16 protein-coding genes, 1 tRNA gene and 2 pseudogenes are annotated in these 18,365 nt (G+C 35.2%); 16 read left to right on the forward strand and 3 right to left on the reverse strand.

Features of this window, described 5'->3' with window-relative positions; genetic code table 11:
* Positions 1-116 precede the first annotated feature (116 nt).
* Positions 117-1,064, forward strand: a pseudogene (locus tag AAGD90_RS02260) (MFS transporter); the annotation flags it as partial.
* 107 nt (positions 1,065-1,171) lie between these two features.
* A pseudogene (locus AAGD90_RS02265) lies at positions 1,172-1,477 on the forward strand (MFS transporter); the annotation flags it as partial.
* Positions 1,478-1,504: 27 nt separating this feature from the next.
* Here the strand turns inward: AAGD90_RS02265 and map are convergent.
* Together map and ftsA are read right to left on the reverse strand one after the other, a co-directional pair.
* Entirely contained in the window at positions 1,505-2,287 is a 783-nt protein-coding gene (gene map, locus AAGD90_RS02270; RefSeq protein ID WP_341822059.1) for a type I methionyl aminopeptidase, read from the reverse strand.
* A 132-nt stretch (positions 2,288-2,419) separates the two neighbouring features.
* On the reverse strand, positions 2,420-3,658 hold the full coding sequence (ftsA, locus tag AAGD90_RS02275; RefSeq protein WP_341822060.1) for a cell division protein FtsA: 1,239 nt from the start codon (positions 3,656-3,658) through the stop codon (positions 2,420-2,422).
* A gap of 138 nt (positions 3,659-3,796) precedes the next feature.
* Between ftsA and def the strand changes: the two genes are divergently transcribed.
* The 11 genes from def to uvrC all read left to right on the forward strand — a co-directional run bounded on the left by def (position 3,797) and on the right by uvrC (position 16,065).
* Positions 3,797-4,336 carry a peptide deformylase gene (gene def / locus AAGD90_RS02280; RefSeq protein WP_264329787.1) on the forward strand — a complete coding sequence of 180 codons (540 nt, stop codon included), beginning with the start codon at positions 3,797-3,799 and terminating at the stop codon, positions 4,334-4,336.
* Positions 4,326-5,147, forward strand: a complete 822-nt coding sequence (locus AAGD90_RS02285; RefSeq protein ID WP_341822061.1) for a uracil-DNA glycosylase — start codon at positions 4,326-4,328, stop codon at positions 5,145-5,147. The genes def and AAGD90_RS02285 overlap by 11 nt, the downstream gene beginning before the upstream one ends.
* A 670-nt stretch (positions 5,148-5,817) precedes the next feature.
* Positions 5,818-6,024: a hypothetical protein gene (locus AAGD90_RS02290; protein WP_038250894.1), complete on the forward strand. Its 207-nt coding sequence runs from the start codon at positions 5,818-5,820 to the stop codon at positions 6,022-6,024.
* A gap of 66 nt (positions 6,025-6,090) precedes the next feature.
* The gene (locus tag AAGD90_RS02295; protein WP_006279675.1) at positions 6,091-6,303 is read left to right on the forward strand and encodes a hypothetical protein; all 213 of its coding nucleotides are present in this window, start codon (positions 6,091-6,093) and stop codon (positions 6,301-6,303) included.
* A complete protein-coding gene (gene nuoG, locus AAGD90_RS02300; RefSeq protein ID WP_341822062.1) occupies positions 6,288-8,357 on the forward strand; it encodes an NADH-quinone oxidoreductase subunit NuoG in 2,070 nt (689 codons plus the stop codon). The genes AAGD90_RS02295 and nuoG overlap by 16 nt, the downstream gene beginning before the upstream one ends.
* Positions 8,341-9,366, forward strand: coding sequence for an NADH-quinone oxidoreductase subunit NuoH (gene nuoH, locus AAGD90_RS02305; protein WP_038199678.1), 1,026 nt, complete (start codon positions 8,341-8,343; stop codon positions 9,364-9,366). Before nuoG ends, nuoH begins: the two co-directional genes overlap by 17 nt.
* Positions 9,359-10,354 (forward strand): porphobilinogen synthase, encoded by a 996-nt coding sequence (gene hemB / locus AAGD90_RS02310; protein WP_341822063.1) that lies wholly within the window; start codon positions 9,359-9,361, stop codon positions 10,352-10,354. Before nuoH ends, hemB begins: the two co-directional genes overlap by 8 nt.
* Positions 10,355-10,500: 146 nt before the next feature.
* Positions 10,501-11,259: a phosphatidylglycerophosphatase gene (locus AAGD90_RS02315; RefSeq protein ID WP_182364786.1), complete on the forward strand. Its 759-nt coding sequence runs from the start codon at positions 10,501-10,503 to the stop codon at positions 11,257-11,259.
* A 44-nt stretch (positions 11,260-11,303) separates the two neighbouring features.
* A complete protein-coding gene (locus tag AAGD90_RS02320; protein WP_341822064.1) occupies positions 11,304-12,143 on the forward strand; it encodes a glycine--tRNA ligase subunit alpha in 840 nt (279 codons plus the stop codon).
* A 3-nt stretch (positions 12,144-12,146) separates the two neighbouring features.
* The gene (gene glyS / locus AAGD90_RS02325; RefSeq protein ID WP_341822065.1) at positions 12,147-14,264 is read left to right on the forward strand and encodes a glycine--tRNA ligase subunit beta; all 2,118 of its coding nucleotides are present in this window, start codon (positions 12,147-12,149) and stop codon (positions 14,262-14,264) included.
* Positions 14,248-16,065, forward strand: coding sequence for an excinuclease ABC subunit UvrC (gene uvrC / locus AAGD90_RS02330; protein WP_341822066.1), 1,818 nt, complete (start codon positions 14,248-14,250; stop codon positions 16,063-16,065). Before glyS ends, uvrC begins: the two co-directional genes overlap by 17 nt.
* Positions 16,066-16,166: 101 nt before the next feature.
* Here the strand turns inward: uvrC and AAGD90_RS02335 are convergent.
* A tRNA-Arg gene (locus AAGD90_RS02335) sits at positions 16,167-16,243 on the reverse strand.
* A gap of 147 nt (positions 16,244-16,390) precedes the next feature.
* Here AAGD90_RS02335 and AAGD90_RS02340 point away from each other — a divergent pair.
* The 3 genes from AAGD90_RS02340 to AAGD90_RS02350 all read left to right on the forward strand — a co-directional run bounded on the left by AAGD90_RS02340 (position 16,391) and on the right by AAGD90_RS02350 (position 18,283).
* A complete protein-coding gene (locus tag AAGD90_RS02340; RefSeq protein ID WP_006280146.1) occupies positions 16,391-17,164 on the forward strand; it encodes an ABC transporter ATP-binding protein in 774 nt (257 codons plus the stop codon).
* A gap of 128 nt (positions 17,165-17,292) precedes the next feature.
* Positions 17,293-17,460, forward strand: a complete 168-nt coding sequence (locus AAGD90_RS02345; RefSeq protein WP_006013840.1) for a twin-arginine translocase TatA/TatE family subunit — start codon at positions 17,293-17,295, stop codon at positions 17,458-17,460.
* A gap of 166 nt (positions 17,461-17,626) precedes the next feature.
* Complete coding sequence (locus AAGD90_RS02350) at positions 17,627-18,283, forward strand: exopolysaccharide biosynthesis protein (RefSeq protein ID WP_341822067.1); 657 nt, start codon at positions 17,627-17,629, stop codon at positions 18,281-18,283.
* The last annotated feature ends 82 nt before the right edge of the window (positions 18,284-18,365 follow it).

Genomic DNA, 18,365 nt, shown 5'->3' on the forward strand with positions numbered 1-18,365 from the left:
TTATCGGAATATATGAGCAATAATATTAAAATTAAGGTTTAATATTGTTAATATAATATTCACATAACGTTCACATTTTTTTTTATATATAAGATCAAACAGGCTATAGGGAAATTATGCAGCAAATAACAAAAGTAATATTTTCAAGTTTGATTTGTAACACTTTATTGTGGTATGACCACATGCTTTTTGGCCACTTAATCAACATAATAGGTGGTGTGTTTTTTCCATCGGATGATCAACTAACCAGCGTATTGAAGGCTTTTGGAGTGTTTGCAGTGGGTTTCTTAATGAGACCAGTCGGTGCTGCTATATTTGGTCACATTGGTGATAAACATGGCAGAAGAGTTGCCTTATTGCTCTCGATTATATTAATGACTTTATCAACCGTATTAATTGCTTTTGTTCCAGGTTATCAAAGCATTGGAATACTAGCGTCAATGCTGGTAGTGTGTTTAAGATTATTGCAGGGTATATCTCTTGGAGGAGAAGCAGGAAATGCACCATTTTTAATAGAACATGCTCCTAAAAACAAAAAAGGATTTTTTGGCAGCATTGAAGTATTAAGCGCAATTTTTGGTTCAGTATTAAGCTTGATAGCGGTACTCATATGCAAAAAAGTATCTGATTTTGAATCTTGGGGGTGGAGATTACCTTTCATTTTCAGTTTAGCAATGGGATTAATCAGCATATATATGAGATATATACTTGATGAAAGCCCAGAGTATAAAAGACAGAAAAATCCATCTAAATTGCCATTAAAAGAGTTATTAAATAGCTATAAAAAACCTTTTCTGATATCAGTTGGGGTTGATATAGTTGAAAACTCATCTCTTTACATATATCTGGTATTTTTCAATGTGCTTACGAATAAAATATTAACAGTAAATACTCATTTTAATCACATAGTGAAAATACTGAGTCAAATTGCGCTCGGAGGGTTGACAATATTATTTGCTATACTTTCTGATAAGATAGGAAGAGAAAAAGTTATGAAATTTGCATTTATAGCTTTTGTAATAGTGAGTTATCCAGTTTTCTCAATGTTATGTAGTGGCAATTATAGCCTTTCTTATAATAGTCCGAATGCGATAAGATATGTGTTTATGGCTATAGCAGGCCAGTAGCATATTACGGTCTGTTCGGATTATTGTAAAAAGAGCTATACTTGCTCACTTTTATGGCACATATTCTTTTTATAATTCCAATAGCTGCATCGCTTGGCCCTGTCAGTGCATTTATGTGTGAATTATTTCCAACAAAGGTTCGGTACAGCGGATTTGGTTTGTCAAGAAATATAGCTGCTGGATTTTTTGGCGGCCTTGCACCATTTATATGCACAACAATTATCAAGGTTACAGGACAAGAGACTTCAGCTAGTTTTTACATGATTTTCTGTGCATTAATTGGGCTAGTTGCTATATCGCAAATTAAGGGTGAGCTTTCTTCAAAATCACCCAAAGTAAACCAAGTATAGTTGCAGTATAGCAGAATTTAAAAAAATCTAATTATAAGGCGGGAAGTGCCAATTTTTAGGTGATAATGTGAATATTTCAGCACCATCTTTTGTTACTCCGAGCGTATGTTCAAATTGAGCAGAAAGTGAAAGATCGCGTGTTGTCACTGTCCAATCATCGAGTTTACTGAGCAGAGTCTCATGTTTTCCAGCATTAATCATTGGCTCTATTGTAAAGAACATACCTTCCTTCAAGACGAGATTTTCATCTTGATCATAGAAATGCACTACATTTGGTGGAGCATGAAAGACTTTTCCTATACCATGTCCGCAGTAGCTGCGTACGATAGAATATCCAAAATCTCTAATATATTTCTCTATAGCAAGCCCTATTTCATTTAACTTATTGCCGGGCTTAACTTGTTTGATTGCTTCCATCAATGCATGATAAGTAGCGTCACACAAGCGTTTTGCTTTTATTGATTGCTTGCCAACCCAAAACATGCGACTTGTATCACCATGCCAGCCATTTAAAATCACCGTGACATCAATATTTAAAATATCTCCATCTTTAAGTGGTTTATTATCGGGAACACCATGGCACACAACTGCATTTTTTGAAGTGCAAATCGATTTTGGATACCCCCTATAGTTTAGTGGTGCTGGAATTGCACCTGCATTAATTATAAAATCATGACATAGATCATTTAACTCATTAGTTGTCACCCCTACCTTTACGTACGGTGCAATGAAATCAAGAGTTTCAGCAGCAAGCCTGCCAGCCTTGCGCATAAATTCAAAATCTTCTTGTGAGTGTATAGTTATGTTCATATTTTCCATGTCTTATTGTAATTGGTACGCTTACTCGCAAGTACATAAACATAATAATTTTACATATTATAAAAATAAGCCCTATGGATCCTAGTGTCAAGTCATTTGTATGAAAGGTGGTAAAACAGAAATCTAGACTGTAACTTTTGATTTAACCCAATTATACAATTTACTCATTTTACCATCCTGACCTAAAATACCAGAATTATTTTTATAAAAAGTGTCAACTATTAGCTTTATAGAGCCTATAGCAGCAGAAAATACAGGATTTTTATCATATTCGCCATCAAGACCGCTACAAGACTCAGGGCACCCAATTCGAACTTGCTTATTGAATATATAGCCTGCAATTTCCTTCATGCTTGTGAGTTGACTAGTTCCACCTGTGATCACTACTTTATTAATTGGATCTTTCTGCTCTTGAAATTGCTCTCTTACCATTTCAAGTATTTCTTCAACTCTTGGTCTTATGATGTTAATAAGCTCAGATTTGAATACTTGAGTAGGTTCATCATTTTCGTTGTTTTGCATTGTAATGTACTCATTCTCATCTATTGAAGTTACGATAGTGCTGCCATACAGTATTTTTATATACTCTGCACGTTCTATGCTTGTGCATAGCCCGTAAGCAATATCTCGAGTGATATGAACACCACCAATTGGAACGCTGCTTGCATACACAAGTTTCCCTCTTTTGAAAATTCCAATTGCAGTGCACCCACCGCCTATATCAACAATAGCAGTCCCGAGCTCTTTTTCATCTCCACTCAGACAGGCAAGACCTGCAGAATATGCAGAAGCAATACAACCTGCCATATTTAATCCACCATTATTGGTAATACAGTTTTCAATATTGGTAAGCGCTGGACGCGAAGCAGTGACAACATTAACATCAGCAGATAGTCTTTTTCCGTACAATCCACCAACTTCTTTTATGTCAGTCATGTCATCTAAGTGATATTTTAGTGGTATATTGTGAATGATAACATTGTCTTCAATATATTTCTCAAATGTTTGAAAAACTACACGTCTTACATCACGCTCAGAAATCTCATGGTTAGCTGCAATAATTTCATTATGTACATTGAAAGATGAGATGCCACATCCAGCAATGTTCACATATATCTGATCTATGGTTTCTTCTGATACTTGCTCAGCTAAACCTATAGTTGATGAGATGGAGTAATTTGCGTGTTTTACATTAGTTATCGACCCACCGTTTACACCTTCTGCAATCTTATAACCCGTTCCTGTTACTTTATAGCTGAAGTTGCTATTTATTTTAACGATTAGACAAATAATCTTTGTTGTACCTATGTCTAAAACAGCAAAAACGTTTCTCTTTGGTTTTGCTATTACTGCAGAGTACATTAGTTAACCTTATTACGCAATTTCATTTAAATTGTAGCTTTCTTTAATAATTTATATTTCTATTATAGATATAGCAACATTTTAATATACACTAAATTCTGGACAAAAGGAAAAGCAAAACATAGAATTATAATTTTTATGTCCATATTACCAATTGTAATTGCTCCTGATGAAAGACTAATCACACGTGCCAGTGAAGTAACAGATATAAACGATAAAATTAAAGAATTAGTAAACGACATGTTCGAAACTATGTATGATGCAGAAGGTCTTGGCCTTGCTGCAGTGCAAGTTGGAGTGTTAAAGAGAATTTTTGTTATGGATATTCAGCTAGAAACGATTGAAAATGAGCCAGCAGGATATGGCTCAACTGGCAAATTTTACATGATTAATCCTGAGATTACAGAATTATCCGATGAACAAGTAATTCTCAAGGAAGGATGCCTTTCAATTCCAGAGCAAAGTCATGAAATTAAGCGTCCAAAGTATTTAACTGTGAAATACAGAGACTTAAATAACGAAGAACAGACGCTAAAAGCTAGTGGTTGGCTTGCAAGGTGTATTCAGCATGAATTAGATCACTTAAACGGCATATTATATATTAGACATTTATCTAAATTAAAGTATGATATGGCCATGAAAAAAGCACAAAAGGTTAAAAAGCATTATGAGCAATGAAGACCTAGAATTATTAAAATTTTACCATGAAGTGGGCGTTGATTGCACACTAACAGAGGGTGAAGAGGAAAAAAAGTTGGAGAGCAAAGAGGGTGTGCAACCCTCTGTTATCCAAACTGGGACCCAGAAGAAAGATGCAGATACGCGCTGGGGTGACACTAAAGATGGAAAAGACATGTTTCCAAGTGACTGGATAATCGAAGCAAGGAAACTTGCAAGCAAATGTAATGGTGTGGATGAACTAAGAAGTGCAGTTGAATCATTTGAAGGTTGTGAGATAAAAAAAACTGCAACTAATACTGTCTTTTCCGATGGTAATCCAAACGCAAAAGTTATGCTCGTTGGTGAAGCTCCAGGAGCAAATGAAGACCTTCAAGGCATACCATTTTGTGGTGCAAGTGGAATGTTGCTCGATAAAATGTTAAATGCAATCAATCTTGATCGCACTAAGGTATACATAAGCAATACTGTATTTTGGCGTCCACCTGGCAATAGAAAGCCAACCGACCTAGAGCTTGATATGTGCAGACCATTTGTCGAAAAACACGTTGCACTAGTTTCACCACAAATTTTAATTTTGGTCGGGGGAATCGCATGTTATAGCCTTCTTGACAGCACAAAAACTATATCGAATTTGCGTGGCAGATTTCATACGTACACTAACCAATATTTGTCCAATTCAATCACCACAGCCGCTATATTTCATCCAGCTTACCTACTTCGCCAACCAGCACAAAAACGTTTAGCCTGGGAGGATTTGAAAAAGATTAGGGAGTATCTTGATAACACCAATAACTGCACAAATACCTAATAAAGTGGTAGACCTCTTGCATAGTTTTTTGCAGCATGTTAACAATCGTTAGAAACGAAAAAACTTCCTTGACAAACTCCGCCAGCCCCCTTATCATAAAATTGAAGCTATTGTATTTGCTTTCGCCAATCTGCAGATTAAAAGGTAAGGATTACTTAATGTATCGGCGTCTTATGTTCAATTTTTTGCAGTATATAGATACTGTATGTCTTTACAAAACTTCATCTACATCTAGATTTTTATCTAAATAAGCTGAACGCGCTTATAAAGCGTTACAAGACATCAAAAAATGCCAATACTCGACAGAGATAGTAAAAGACTAGCTAACTCGGGGGTTCTTTGTCTTTTTTTCTGCTTAGTAAATTTCTTAAACATTTGCAGCGTAGGTTAGTTGCAATTAAAAGCAGCTGAATTTCGCTTGTCAAGCGTTTAAAACATAAAAAACGCCAATATTTTAAAGCAGATAATAACCCCAGGGCTTCTTTTGCCTTTTTTTTTATTTGGTAAATTTCTTAAATATTTATAGCTAAACGACAATCGTCATCCCGCTGCTTGTTAGCGGGATCTATGCTTTGAGATACCGCGAATAAATCGCGGTATGACGTAGAGCTCGCGTTAGCTATACTTTTATGCTTACCAACTCAGTATCCAATCAAAATCCTGGATTTCAGTGTCAAGCACTGAAATGACACCAAAAGGGCTACTGCTGTTTTGGATGGAAACCAGTGTCAGCTACTTGAATCTGCCACGCAAATTGCCTGCAAATTGCAATGTTCGTACAGCTGTGCGTCATGCGCTGGAATGGCATCAAGGGGTAACTTTTTATTTAAACAATGATTGTAAAATGATTATAATAAGAGATCTATTGAAATTTTAAAGTTATTAAATATTGACGCTATATACTTAAGTGTTAAAATAGAATGAAAAGTTTTTAGGAGTTTATATGGCAGCAGGTGGGAAAGCAAAGACAGCTAGTAAAAATAACCCTACTCAGCGTAAGAAAGCTGAGCAAAAAATGTATAAAGATAAACCGGTAAAACCTGTTAGATATATAGATCGTGATTCGCGCATGAATTATATGTCTGCTCAATATGACAACGGCAATCTGGTTGAAGATGAGGTAAGCGGCAATCCTATAAAGTGGGAAGCTGTATAATAGTTGTGGTTAAAGTTACTATTAATTCTAAGGAATGTGAAGTAGAGCATGGGCTCACTATAATTCAAGCTTGTGAAGTTGTGGGCGTTGAAATTCCACGTTTTTGTTATCATGAGCGTTTAGCAATTGCTGGTAATTGCAGAATGTGTTTGGTTGAAGTGGAGGGTGGACCTCCAAAACCAGTAGCCTCTTGTGCAATACCAGTTGCAGAAGGGATGGTTATTCACACTGATACCCCTAAGGTTAAAAAAGCACGTGAAGGTGTGCTTGAGTTTTTGCTAATTAACCACCCGCTTGATTGCCCAATTTGCGATCAGGGTGGTGAATGCGATTTGCAAGATATCACGATGGCTTATGGGAAAGGAACCAGCAGACTTGATGAGCATAAGAGGGCTGTGCCAAAAAAACACTTCGGACCACTGATTGAGACCGCGATGAATCGATGCATTCATTGCACTCGGTGTGTTAGATTTTTGTCCGATGTTGCAGGTACAAATGAACTTGGAGGAATCGGAAGGGGAGAAAATGTAGAGATTAGCACTTACATAAAAAGGCATATTAGTTCTGAATTATCTGGAAATATCATAGATCTCTGCCCGGTAGGGGCTTTAACTTCAAAGCCTTACTCCTTTACAGCGCGTCCATGGGAGCTATCACATTGTGAGACTATAGATGTGCTAGATGCTGTGGGAAGTAGCATTAGAGTTGATTATCGTGGCCTGGAAGTTATGCGAATATTACCAAGGCTGAGCGAAGAGGTAAATGAAGAATGGATATCAGATAAAACCCGCTTTGCCTATGATGGACTAAAAGTTCAGCGTCTTGATCGACCTTATGTAAAAAAAGATGGTAAATTAGCCCCAGTTGATTGGAATGAAGCATTAACTGTTGCTGCAAAGAAATTAAAGAATACAAAATCAAATAAAATAGCTGCAATTGCAGGTGATTTAGCAGATTGTGAGTCTATGCTTCTACTCAAAGAAGTGATGCAGAAGCTTGGCTCGGGGAATATAGACTGCAGGCAAGATGGTGCAAAGCTTATACCAAGTAATCGTGGATCGTATGTGTTCAATACCACTATTGAAGGTATAGAAAATGCAGATTTATGCCTGCTTATAAATACAAATCCAAGGATAGAAGCACCGATCATTAACGTAAGATTGAGAAAGAGATATTTACAGGGCAACTTTCCTATTGCAAGTGTTGGTCCTAACATTGAATATTTATATTATGTCGAGAAATTGGGCGATAATCCTGATATTTTGAGTGAAATAGCAAATGGAAGTCATAAATTCTGTGAGCTGCTGGTGGCTGCTCAAAACCCTATGCTGATCATTGGTCAAGATGCATTAATAAGAGATGATTCTGAATCAATTCTAATTCTAGTTGGCAAAATTGCAGAAAAATTTAACATGGTCAGAGATGACTGGAATGGCTTTAATGTGCTGCATAAAGCTGCAGCAAGAGTTGGTGGGCTAGATACTGGGTTTGTTCCTAAAAAAGGCGAAAGGGATATTAATCAAATATTGGAACATGCAGAAAGTGGTGAAATAGAAGTGGTTTATCTTCTTGGTGCAGATGAAATTGACACATCAAAGTTAGAAAACACATTTGTAATTTATCAAGGTCATCACGGTGATAAGGGTGCACATGTGGCAGATGTTATCTTGCCTGGTGCTGCATATACAGAAAAATATGCAACTTATGTAAACACTGAAGGTCGAGTGCAAAGAACAAATTTAGCTGTATTTCCTCCAGGTGAAGCAAAGGAGGACTGGTTAATTATTAAAAATCTCTCGCAATATTTGGATCTCTCCTTACCATATGATAGTTTATTTGACGTGAGAAAAAAATTAGATACTATCGGTCCACAGTTTAGAAATGCTGATCAAGTGATAAAAAACACATGGGTGCCAATTAGCAATGGTAAAATAAATTTAAGTAATACACCTTTTACTTTAAAGGAGTGTAATTTTTATATGACGGATTCAATAAGTCGCGCTTCAAAAATAATGGCAGATTGTACTAAAGCTTTTTATGAACACGCTAGTTAATATTTTATTTATTTTAGTACCGCTACTACTTTCAGTTGCATATTTGACATACTTTGAGCGTAAGGTCCTTGCTGCAATTCAACTGAGGCACGGCCCAAGTGTAGTTGGACCTTTTGGGCTATTGCAGCCATTTGCAGATGCTATTAAACTACTGATTAAAGAGCCGATAATACCATTTAGAGCGAGCACCATACTGTTCATTATGGCTCCAATGCTTACCTTTATCTTGGCATTAATTGCCTGGGCAGTTATACCGTTTGGTGCTGAAGTAATTGTAGAAAATGGCCAGCAAGTAGTTATTCCTAAGGTTATAGCAAATATTAATGTTGGAGTGCTTTACGTGCTAGCTATATCGTCGCTGGGAGTATACGGCGTGATTATTGCAGGCTGGTCAAGCAACTCCAATTATGCATTCCTTGGCGCTATACGGTCGGCTGCTCAGATGATTTCATATGAAGTTTCAATAGGCTTAATAGTTGCTGCAGTCGTTATTACCACTGGAACATTAAATCTTGGAGAGATGGTGGTAGCGAAACACAATATGCCATTTTGGGTTGATTTGCTACTAATGCCTATAGGAATAATATTTTTTATTTCTTTGCTTGCAGAAACTAATCGTCACCCATTTGATTTACCAGAAGCTGAAGCAGAGCTTGTCTCTGGATATAACGTTGAATATTCATCCATGCCTTTTGCCCTCTTTTTTCTTGGAGAATATGCAAATATGATTCTAGCAAGTGCTATGATGACGATATTCTTTCTAGGAGGATGGTATCCGCCGCTGGAGTTCAGTTTACTTTACAAAATTCCAGGTTTAATTTGGTTCATTTTGAAAATAGTTATACTTTTGTTTATATTTATTTGGATTAGAGCAACAATACCTCGTTATCGATATGATCAGCTAATGCGCCTTGGTTGGAAAGTATTTCTACCAATATCGGTGCTTTGGGTGATACTCATTTCAGGGGTGTTGCTCTTTACTGGGAATTTGCCTGGATCCAATGTTTAATTTCCCAAATACAAGATTAAGACGCAGGCGCTCGAGCAAATGGGTTCGCAATTTAACAAGTGAAAATAGTTTATCAGTAAATGATCTGGTTCTTCCTCTGTTTGTTCATGACAGAGAAGAAATAACTGAACCAATTTCTGGCTTACCAGGCGTAAAGTGTTATTCAATAGATGGATTAGTGTCTATAGTTAAGGAAGCTAAAGATTTAGGAATTAATGCTGTTGCAATTTTTCCTGTAGTTGATAGTAAACTAAAATCTGAAAACGCTGAGGGAGCATATAATTCTGACAACTTAATCTGCAAAGCAATCCGTGCTGTAAAATTAAAGGTACCTGAAATTGGTATTATTGCAGACGTTGCACTGGATCCATACACTATTCATGGCCATGACGGCATTTTAAAAGATAATCAGATGGATGTAGAAAACGATGAAACTATATCAGTACTGTGTAAGCAAGCACTTGCTTTAGCGAAGGCAGGATGTGATATAGTTGCTCCTTCTGATATGATGGATGGTAGAGTAGGAAGAATCAGAAAATCATTAGATGATAACAACTTTCAAGACGTATTAATATTATCTTATGCAGTGAAATATTGCTCTAGCTTCTATGCTCCATTCAGGCAAGTCGTTGGTTCATGTGGGCTATCACATTCTATAGACAAAAGTGGTTATCAAATGGATTATAAAAATGCGCGCGAAGCAACGTGCGAAATTGAAATGGATATAAATGAAGGTGCAAACTTTATTATGATTAAACCAGGTATGCCATATTTAGATATTATCAAAACAGCAAGTGATAAGTTTAATTTTCCGATTTTTGCTTACCAAGTAAGCGGTGAGTACGCAATGATAAAAGCTGCTGCAAATAATGGCTGGCTAGATTATGACAAGGTGATTTATGAATCTTTGATTGGTTTCAAACGTGCGGGTGCAAGTGCAATATTCACTTACGCTGCACTTGATATTGCAAAAAATTTAAGTGCATAAGCCCTATAAAATTATTAAATTTTTGGCGCACGTTCTTCTACTGTTGCTGCATATTACTTAAAGTTTTCCAATACATGTTTTAAGTTGTTGATAAGTCCGTTACAATACAGTATTATAAATAATATAAACCAAGTGTTACTTAGAACATGGGGATTTTTTTTAAATTTTTGGGAAAGATGCTAGGCAAGGTTTTTCCTGCTAAAACAGTAAGCTCTCTTTTAGGAATAGGATATTTACCAAGTTGGCAGAACTATTGGTCTTCTTTTTTAATATTATTTATTGTCGATGTTATATTAATTCTTACATATGGAGGCGAATACTTACTATATAAAATGCCAGACTCAGGAATAGTTGTAGCTGCTGTTTTTACAAAATTGGCAATAGTTATGTTAGTAATGCAATTAATTGGAATATTTATTTTTCATGCTCAAGACCCTTCAGCAAACAGTGGTGAAGAAATAGTAATACAAATAGCGTCAGGGCAAGTACTGACTGTAGCACTTTCAATGCCAGCAATAATGTCAATTTATTATGCTGTAAGTAAACTCTATGGGAATATATGTAAGCAGATGTTTCAATGCCCATTTTGGTTTAATGATTTTATGCACTTTTTCTTTTTTCTTATGATACCTTACGTATTTTTTAATGTCGTAGAAGTGATAAAACCATGGCCAATAAGTTCAATACAGCTCAGCTATAATAATGCAATGTCAATTACATTTGAGGGGATTTTTCACACATTTTATGCGGTGATTTTACTGTATTTAACAGCATTTATATTCTGCGATTTAACTATGCATGATGCAATTGTCCTAAATAAAAGCATAATTCAGTATGTGAGGGAAAGTTCAGCAGTTTTAGGTGATTATTTACATGATACTGTTAAAAAAATAGGTATTGAATAGTACTTATTTATTTATATATTTAGTATAAAAAGTGTACAATTTGTGTGAACTTACAAAGTATAATAAAAGAGTTACAAGATTTTTGGGCTAGTGAAGGATGTGTTATACTTCACCCATACACATCTGAAGTTGGTGCTGGCACATTACATCCTGCAACAATTATGTCTGCAATTGATACAAAACCGGCAAAAATTGCATATCTACAACCAGTAATTAGGCCAGCAGATGGGCGCTATAGTGATAATCCTAATCGTTTGTATCAACATCACCAATATCAAATTATAATAAAGCCATCTGGTAATAATTTACAAGACGTCTATTTAGATAGCTTAAAAGTTCTTGGCATATCTACAGAAAAATATGATATTAAGTTTGTTGAAGATGATTGGGAAAATCCAAGTGTTGGTGCATCAGGACTTGGTTGGGAAGTTATATGCAATGGAATGGAAGTAACACAGCTTACTTATATACAGCAAGTTGGAGGGATTGACTGCAAGATGATTCCTGGTGAGGTGGCATATGGGTTGGAACGTTTAGCAATGTGCATACAAGGTGTAGATAATGTTTACGATATAATTTGGAACGATAACGGTGTAACTTACGGAAATATTTTTAAACAAAGAGAATATGAATTTTCTTATCTAGCGTTAGACTATTATGATACTAAAGTGGTACAGCAGCAATTCGAAGATACGGAAAAATTGTGTAAGTTCCTTATTGAAAAGGAGCTACCAATCGCAGCCTATGACCAATGTATTAAAACTAGTCACCTACTTAATCTGCTTGATGCAAGAGGTGTGCTTGGTGTGAATGAACGTACAGCTTATATTGGTAAAGTTAGAGAGCTAACAAAAAAATGTTGTGAATTGTACATGAGTAAATAGCGTATGTCGTTGCAGTTATTATTTGAGTGCCTTTCAGAAGAAATACCACCGAGAATGCAGAATGTAGCTGCAACTCAAGTTAAGAGCTGTATTGCCAATGTTTTTAACAAAAATAATGTAAAATTTACATCAATGGAGGTTTTTGTAACGGCACGTCGCATTACCCTATTTGTCGACAACATAAATGCTTTGGAGCTAAAGGATTCCAATAACGAAGTTAAGGGACCAAACATTAACGCACCAAAAAGTGCTATCGAAGGTTTTTTAAGAAAATATCAGAAAAATGAAGAAGATTTGCTCGTTCGAAAAGTAAATAATGAGGATTTTTACTTCATTAAAAGAGAAAGCTGCTCATTTAACATTCAAGAGTTTCTTAAAAATCAACTAGGAGAAATATTAAAAAATTTCTCTTGGCCAAAAAGTATGAGATGGGGCAAAGGAAAAGAAAGGTGGGTTAGGCCAATTAAAAACATTTTATGCATTTTAAATGATGAAATAATACCTGTATCTTTTGCAGGGATTACAGCATCTAACACAACATATGGCCATCGATTTCTCTCAAGTGGTACGGCGCTTACTGTTAAAACACCTAAAGACTATTTTGAATTGCTAGAAAAAAACAGTGTAATTCTCCAAATGGACAAAAGAAAGCAATTTATACTAGATCAGATTAATAAATTCACAAAAGAGCAGAATTTACAACTTGAGAAAAATGATTATTTACTAAATGAATTGACAGGGCTTATAGAGTGGCCAATCGTACTGTTTGGTGAAGTGAATCAAGAAAAGTCATTTGGATTACCGAAGGAAGTAATACTTAGTATAGTTAATACACAACAAAAATACCTTGCTTTAAGTAATGGAAAGAGAATTTCACACTTTGTCACTGTTGTCAACGTCAACAATGGTGAAGTTGTTAAAGGACACGAAAGAATATTAGAAGCACGTCTTGCTGATGCCCAATTTTTAATATCTCAAGATAAAAAGGAAAATCTAGATTATTATGTCAAAAGATTAGGTTCAATATTATTTCATGCTTCACTTGGCAGCGTGGGGGAAAAGGTGAAGCGTATTACGGCTTTGTCAAAGTATATAGCTATATTTATTCCACATGCTTCGCTGATAAAAGTTGAACGTGCTGCATATTTGGCAAAAGCTGATTTGGCAACATCGATAGTAAGAGAGTTTCCAGAATTACAAGGAGTAATGGGTGGATATTATGCTTCTTATTTTCAAGAAGATAGAGAAATAGTGGAAGCTATAACTGAGCATTATAAGCCAATCGGGCCAGAGCAGGAGTGTCCTAAATCTCCTTCTGCAATTGCTGTGTCAATTGCAGACAAAGTGGATAGCTTAGTTGGTTTAATTGCAGCAGGTGAGAAAATCTCTGGTTCGTATGATCAATTTGGTTTGCGGAGAATGACAATTGGTATAATTAGGACAATACTTGAAAATAATTTGCATGTTCCAATTAGGCTAATGATAGACAAGTCAGTATCTTTATATTCAAGGCTTCTATTTAATAAAAATACAGCGTCAGTTGATAAGCCGAATAGAAAACAAATTTCAGAACTAGTATTTAGATTTTGCTTAGAAAGATTCAAGGTTATTTTAAAAAATAGAGATATAAGGCAAGATGTTGTAGATTCAATACTATATAAAATCGATATTAATGATCTGCTGACAGCAGAAAAGCAAACTGTTATATTGGATCGTTATCTTAGTACTCCAGAAGGTGAACAAATTCTAAGCACTTACAAAAGAGTCAGTAACATGATGAGCAAAGCAAGGAAAAGTGATGGCACTACTTATAGTGCATCTTACGGTAAGAGGTTTTTGATTGAAAGTGAAGAAATTGCGCTATCAAATTGTGCTATAACTGCTTGTAAAAACATAAAACAAGCGATAAAAAATAACCACTTTAATGTAGCACTTGATGAACTTGCTGGTTTTGATCCGTTTATCAATCAGTTTATGGACAGTATAAAGATTAACTGTGATTCTGATAAGCTGAGAAGAAACAGATTATCTTTGCTTGAAAATGTAGTTTCCATCTTTCATTTAGTAGCAGATTTTAACCTCATACAGGTTAAACAATGGATAAATGCTCAGGCAATATAAAGAACAAATCAAATCATCTCCACAATCCTGTGGCGTGTATAAGATGGTTGGAGATAAGAATAAAGTTTTATATGTTGGAAAAGCAAAAAACTTAAAGTCAAGGTTATCCGACTACCTTCAATTCGAAAACCTTTCTGAACGAATTAGAGTTATGCTCTTACAGGTTATTAAGGTTGAAATATTCATCACTGAGAATGAAATCGAAGCACTGCTTCTTGAAGCACAGCTAATAAAATCATTGAAACCACTTTATAATATTGTGCTCAAGGATGGAAAATTTTATCCTTATATGACAATTTCCAAGCACGATTATCCAAGAATAGCAAAATATAGAGGCAAATTTAAGAAAAATGAGTTTCATTATTATGGTCCCTTTACATCTGCCGCTGCTGTTAAGCAAACTATATTGTCATTGCAAAAAGCTTTTCTCCTAAGAGTATGTTCAGATCAATACTTTTCCTCAACAAAAAGACCATGTATTGAATATCAAATTAAGCGCTGCTCAGCACCATGCATAAACAAAATCACAAAAGACGACTACTGCCAATCAGTAAAACAGGCACGAAATACATTGCTTGGAAGAAATAAGGAAGTGAAAGAACAGTTACTTTTCACAATGAGAAAGTGCAGCAGTGAAGAAAACTATGAGCTTGCTGCTATATATAGAGATCGGGTAAAGTTTCTTGAGCAAATTCAAATACAGCACACGGATTTTTCTTTTGAAAAAGATGCAGATTTCTTCAGTATTGTACGTGAAGAGGATCTAGCATGTATTAGTGTGTTATCGTTCAGAAATAAAGACAACTACGGCAGCACTCCTTACTTTGCCGAGAACTGTGGTGATCACTCAAATGATGAAATTTTATCCACCTTTTTGGTCAATTTTTATAATTCAGCTAACATACCTCCAATACAAATTTACGTTCCAGATTCTATTGTGGATAAGGAAATTATAGAACAAGCACTATATAAGGTTGCTCAAAAGCCAGTAAAAGTTCTGCATGCAAAGAATAAAAAAGAGCGTGATTTATTGAAATTTGTTTATGATAACTCTCAGCATAGCTTAGAGCAGAAGCTTATCGATTATAGAAATAACCTAGAAAAGCTTGAGGAGCTTAGCAAAATCTTCTTGTTACCAAATATTCCAAAGCGTATTGAGGTTTATGACAATAGCCATATATTTGGAAACCAACAAATTGGTGTAATGGTTGTTGCAGGGCAGGAGGGTTTTTTAAAAAGTGAGTACAGAAAATTTACTATAAAGGAAAAATTTTCAGGCGATGACTATAAAATGATGAGGGAAGTGCTAACCAGACGTTTCTCCGGCAATATAAAAGGCATAATACCTGATTTTTTACTGATTGATGGTGGACCAGGACATGTTTCCATAGTACAGAATGTACTGGAAGTATTGAATATAAACGTTCCTTTTGCTTGTATGGCAAAAGGTCCTGATCGTAACGCAGGAAATGAAAGATTTTATATGCTGGGCAGGGAAGAATTCAGTCTGGCAAATGACAGCAAAGTCATGCTTTACTTACAATCGCTGCGTAATGAAGCCCACCGTTTTGCGATAACTTCACATAGAAAAAAACGCGATAAACAGTTTATAGTTTCACAATTAAGCAAAATACCCGGCATTGGCAACAAAAGAAAAAAAGCGTTGATGTCTTATTTTGGTTCAGTGAAAAATATAAGCAAAGCTTCTCTGGCTGAAATTCAAAACATACCTGGAATTAGTAAAGGTTTAGCAGAAGTTATTCTTAAACACGTAAATTATAAGAGAGGAGTACTGGAATGACACAAAACCCGTTTTATTATTAGGGAATTTATATCTTAAAACCGCAAAAAAAGGTGTGCGTATTTGTGAAAAAAAATCTCCATAAAATTTGTGAAGCAATGTGGTGGGACTAGTGCGATTCGAACGCACGACCTTCAGATTAGGAGTCCAACGCTCTATCCTGCTGAGCTATAGTCCCGTATTTCCTACCATTCATGTAAAGTTATAGCAAAAAATCCTTTCTTTTCTAGATTTCTTGCATAACCAATTTATGACGACAAAAAAAATTTCTGTACTTCTTGAGTATAATGCTATTATATTTAATAACATGGTTTAAGTAAGATTAATGCTAGTTAACAATATTGGTTATTTCTATAACAATCAAAACGACTTTGCTTTAAGCAATATAAACATTAAAGTAAAGAAAGGAAATGTTGCATGTTTATTGGGGCATTCTGGCTGTGGCAAGTCAACAATTTTGAAATTAATTGCGGGGATAGAAAATCCAAAATCTGGAACTATTTTTATAAATGATAGGTTAGTTGCAAGTAATAAGGCATCAGTCGCTATAGAGCATAGAAATATCGGATTGATTTTTCAGCATTCTGCATTATTTCCTCATAAAACAGTAGTAGAAAATATAACCTTTGCTATCCGCAGCTCTTCCAAGAGAGAAAAGCACCTAATTGCATTGGAAATCTTGAAGTTACTCAATATAGAAAAATATGAAAATATGTACCCTAACGCCTTATCTGGAGGACAGCAACAATTAGTTGCAATAGCAAGAGTGATGGCACAAAACCCTGATGTTGTGTTGTTAGATGAACCATTTTCTAATTTAGATATACTGCTCAAGTGCCGAATAAGACAACATATATTGTCCCTTTTTAGAAGTAAAAATATCCCTGTGCTAATGGTAACTCATGACCCGCAAGAAGCATTGAAAGTTGCAGATTTTATCTACGTAATGAAAAATGGTAAAATTATTCAATCAGGAGTTTCTAGCGATATATACCATAAGCCTAAAGATGATACGCTAGCAAAGTTTTTTAGTGAGCTCTCTTCTACTCTACAGTTAAGCGAAAAGTTTCCACTTATTCGCTGCAAGAAAATAATCTAGTTTGGGATTGTTATAAAATAATTAAAAAACCTTGATTTATAATTAAATAAAGGTGATATAATCTATGTGTTACTTGACTTCAGTCAAGTTTTAATATTTAAAGGTCAATATTTTAAATGGAGGTGAAAATGAGTTTAGGACCATGGCAATTGTTTCTAGTCTTAATAATAATTTTAGTTCTGTTTGGTGCAGGCAGATTACCGCAAGTTATGGGTGATTTAGGAAAAGGCATCAAAAACCTTAAACAGGAGCTTAAGGACTCAGAAAAATTATCGTCTAATGAACCAGATCGTTAGCGTCCTCATACTTCGTGACATGCACCTTAGTGCATGTCATCTGTTTAAAAACTTAGTCAGGTTAAAGAATGAAAGAGATGAAGTGTTGGTATGAAATAAATAACAAATATTGAAATACAGCAACAACTATGTTAGCTTAAGAGGAATATTTTATTAAAGGATAATTGTGCAAAAAAGTGAGAAACTAACTAAAGATAAAAAACTAGCTTCTGATATTCTAAAAGAGGTTGCAGATACCAATAACAATGATAGCAATAAAGTAACTTTGTTTGACATTAAAACAGCTTTGCATGAGCGCGGTTTTGGTATTTTAATAATCATCTTCTCCTTGCCGCTATCGGTGCCTATACCGGTTCCACCTGGTTATACAACTATTCTTTCTATACCTTTAATCTTATTCTCACTGCAGCTTCTATTTGGATTTGATTCTCCTTGGATGCCCAGTTGGCTAGAAAGAAGATCTTTTCAGCGTTCAACACTAGCTCTTGTGGTAGGGAAAACTTCCCCTGTATTAGAAAAAATAGAAAAATTCATGAAGCCAAGACTGTCTTTCATTTTCTATGGGCCTGGTGAGAAGATTCTGGCTTTTATGATGTTGCTTTGTGCAATAATAATAGCTCTTCCATTACCTTTTACTCACTTCCTTCCTGCAATTGGCACAACTCTTATTTCACTTAGCATTATGAGTAAAGACGGGTTTCTATCCATATTGGGAGTTTTAGTATCATTGTGCGCGTTGTTGCTTACTCTTGTTGTAATAGTCAAAGGACCACAACTTATAACCGGAGCACTTTCTCTTCTTAAAAGCTTTACAACACTTTAACAAAAGAACGAATTACTAGCGCAAAATGAATAATGCATATTGAAATAAAACAATAATTGTGTTAAGAATTATTTTTATCAAA

It is taken from the genome of Wolbachia endosymbiont (group A) of Ischnus inquisitorius, assembly GCF_964026985.1.
Classification (GTDB): Bacteria; Pseudomonadota; Alphaproteobacteria; order Rickettsiales; family Anaplasmataceae; genus Wolbachia; species Wolbachia pipientis.

Coding starts and splice junctions, on each gene's coding strand:
- AAGD90_RS02295 (WP_006279675.1), top strand. CDS start 6,091: ATGGCAGCAGGTGGGAAAGCAAAGACAGCTAGTAAAAATAACCCTACT.
- nuoH (WP_038199678.1), top strand. CDS start 8,341: ATGAACACGCTAGTTAATATTTTATTTATTTTAGTACCGCTACTACTT.
- AAGD90_RS02315 (WP_182364786.1), top strand. CDS start 10,501: ATGGGGATTTTTTTTAAATTTTTGGGAAAGATGCTAGGCAAGGTTTTT.
- glyS (WP_341822065.1), top strand. CDS start 12,147: ATGTCGTTGCAGTTATTATTTGAGTGCCTTTCAGAAGAAATACCACCG.
- map (WP_341822059.1), bottom strand. CDS start 2,287: ATGAACATAACTATACACTCACAAGAAGATTTTGAATTTATGCGCAAG.
- def (WP_264329787.1), top strand. CDS start 3,797: ATGTCCATATTACCAATTGTAATTGCTCCTGATGAAAGACTAATCACA.
- AAGD90_RS02345 (WP_006013840.1), top strand. CDS start 17,293: ATGAGTTTAGGACCATGGCAATTGTTTCTAGTCTTAATAATAATTTTA.
- uvrC (WP_341822066.1), top strand. CDS start 14,248: ATGCTCAGGCAATATAAAGAACAAATCAAATCATCTCCACAATCCTGT.
- ftsA (WP_341822060.1), bottom strand. CDS start 3,658: ATGTACTCTGCAGTAATAGCAAAACCAAAGAGAAACGTTTTTGCTGTT.
- hemB (WP_341822063.1), top strand. CDS start 9,359: ATGTTTAATTTCCCAAATACAAGATTAAGACGCAGGCGCTCGAGCAAA.
- AAGD90_RS02285 (WP_341822061.1), top strand. CDS start 4,326: ATGAGCAATGAAGACCTAGAATTATTAAAATTTTACCATGAAGTGGGC.
- AAGD90_RS02340 (WP_006280146.1), top strand. CDS start 16,391: ATGCTAGTTAACAATATTGGTTATTTCTATAACAATCAAAACGACTTT.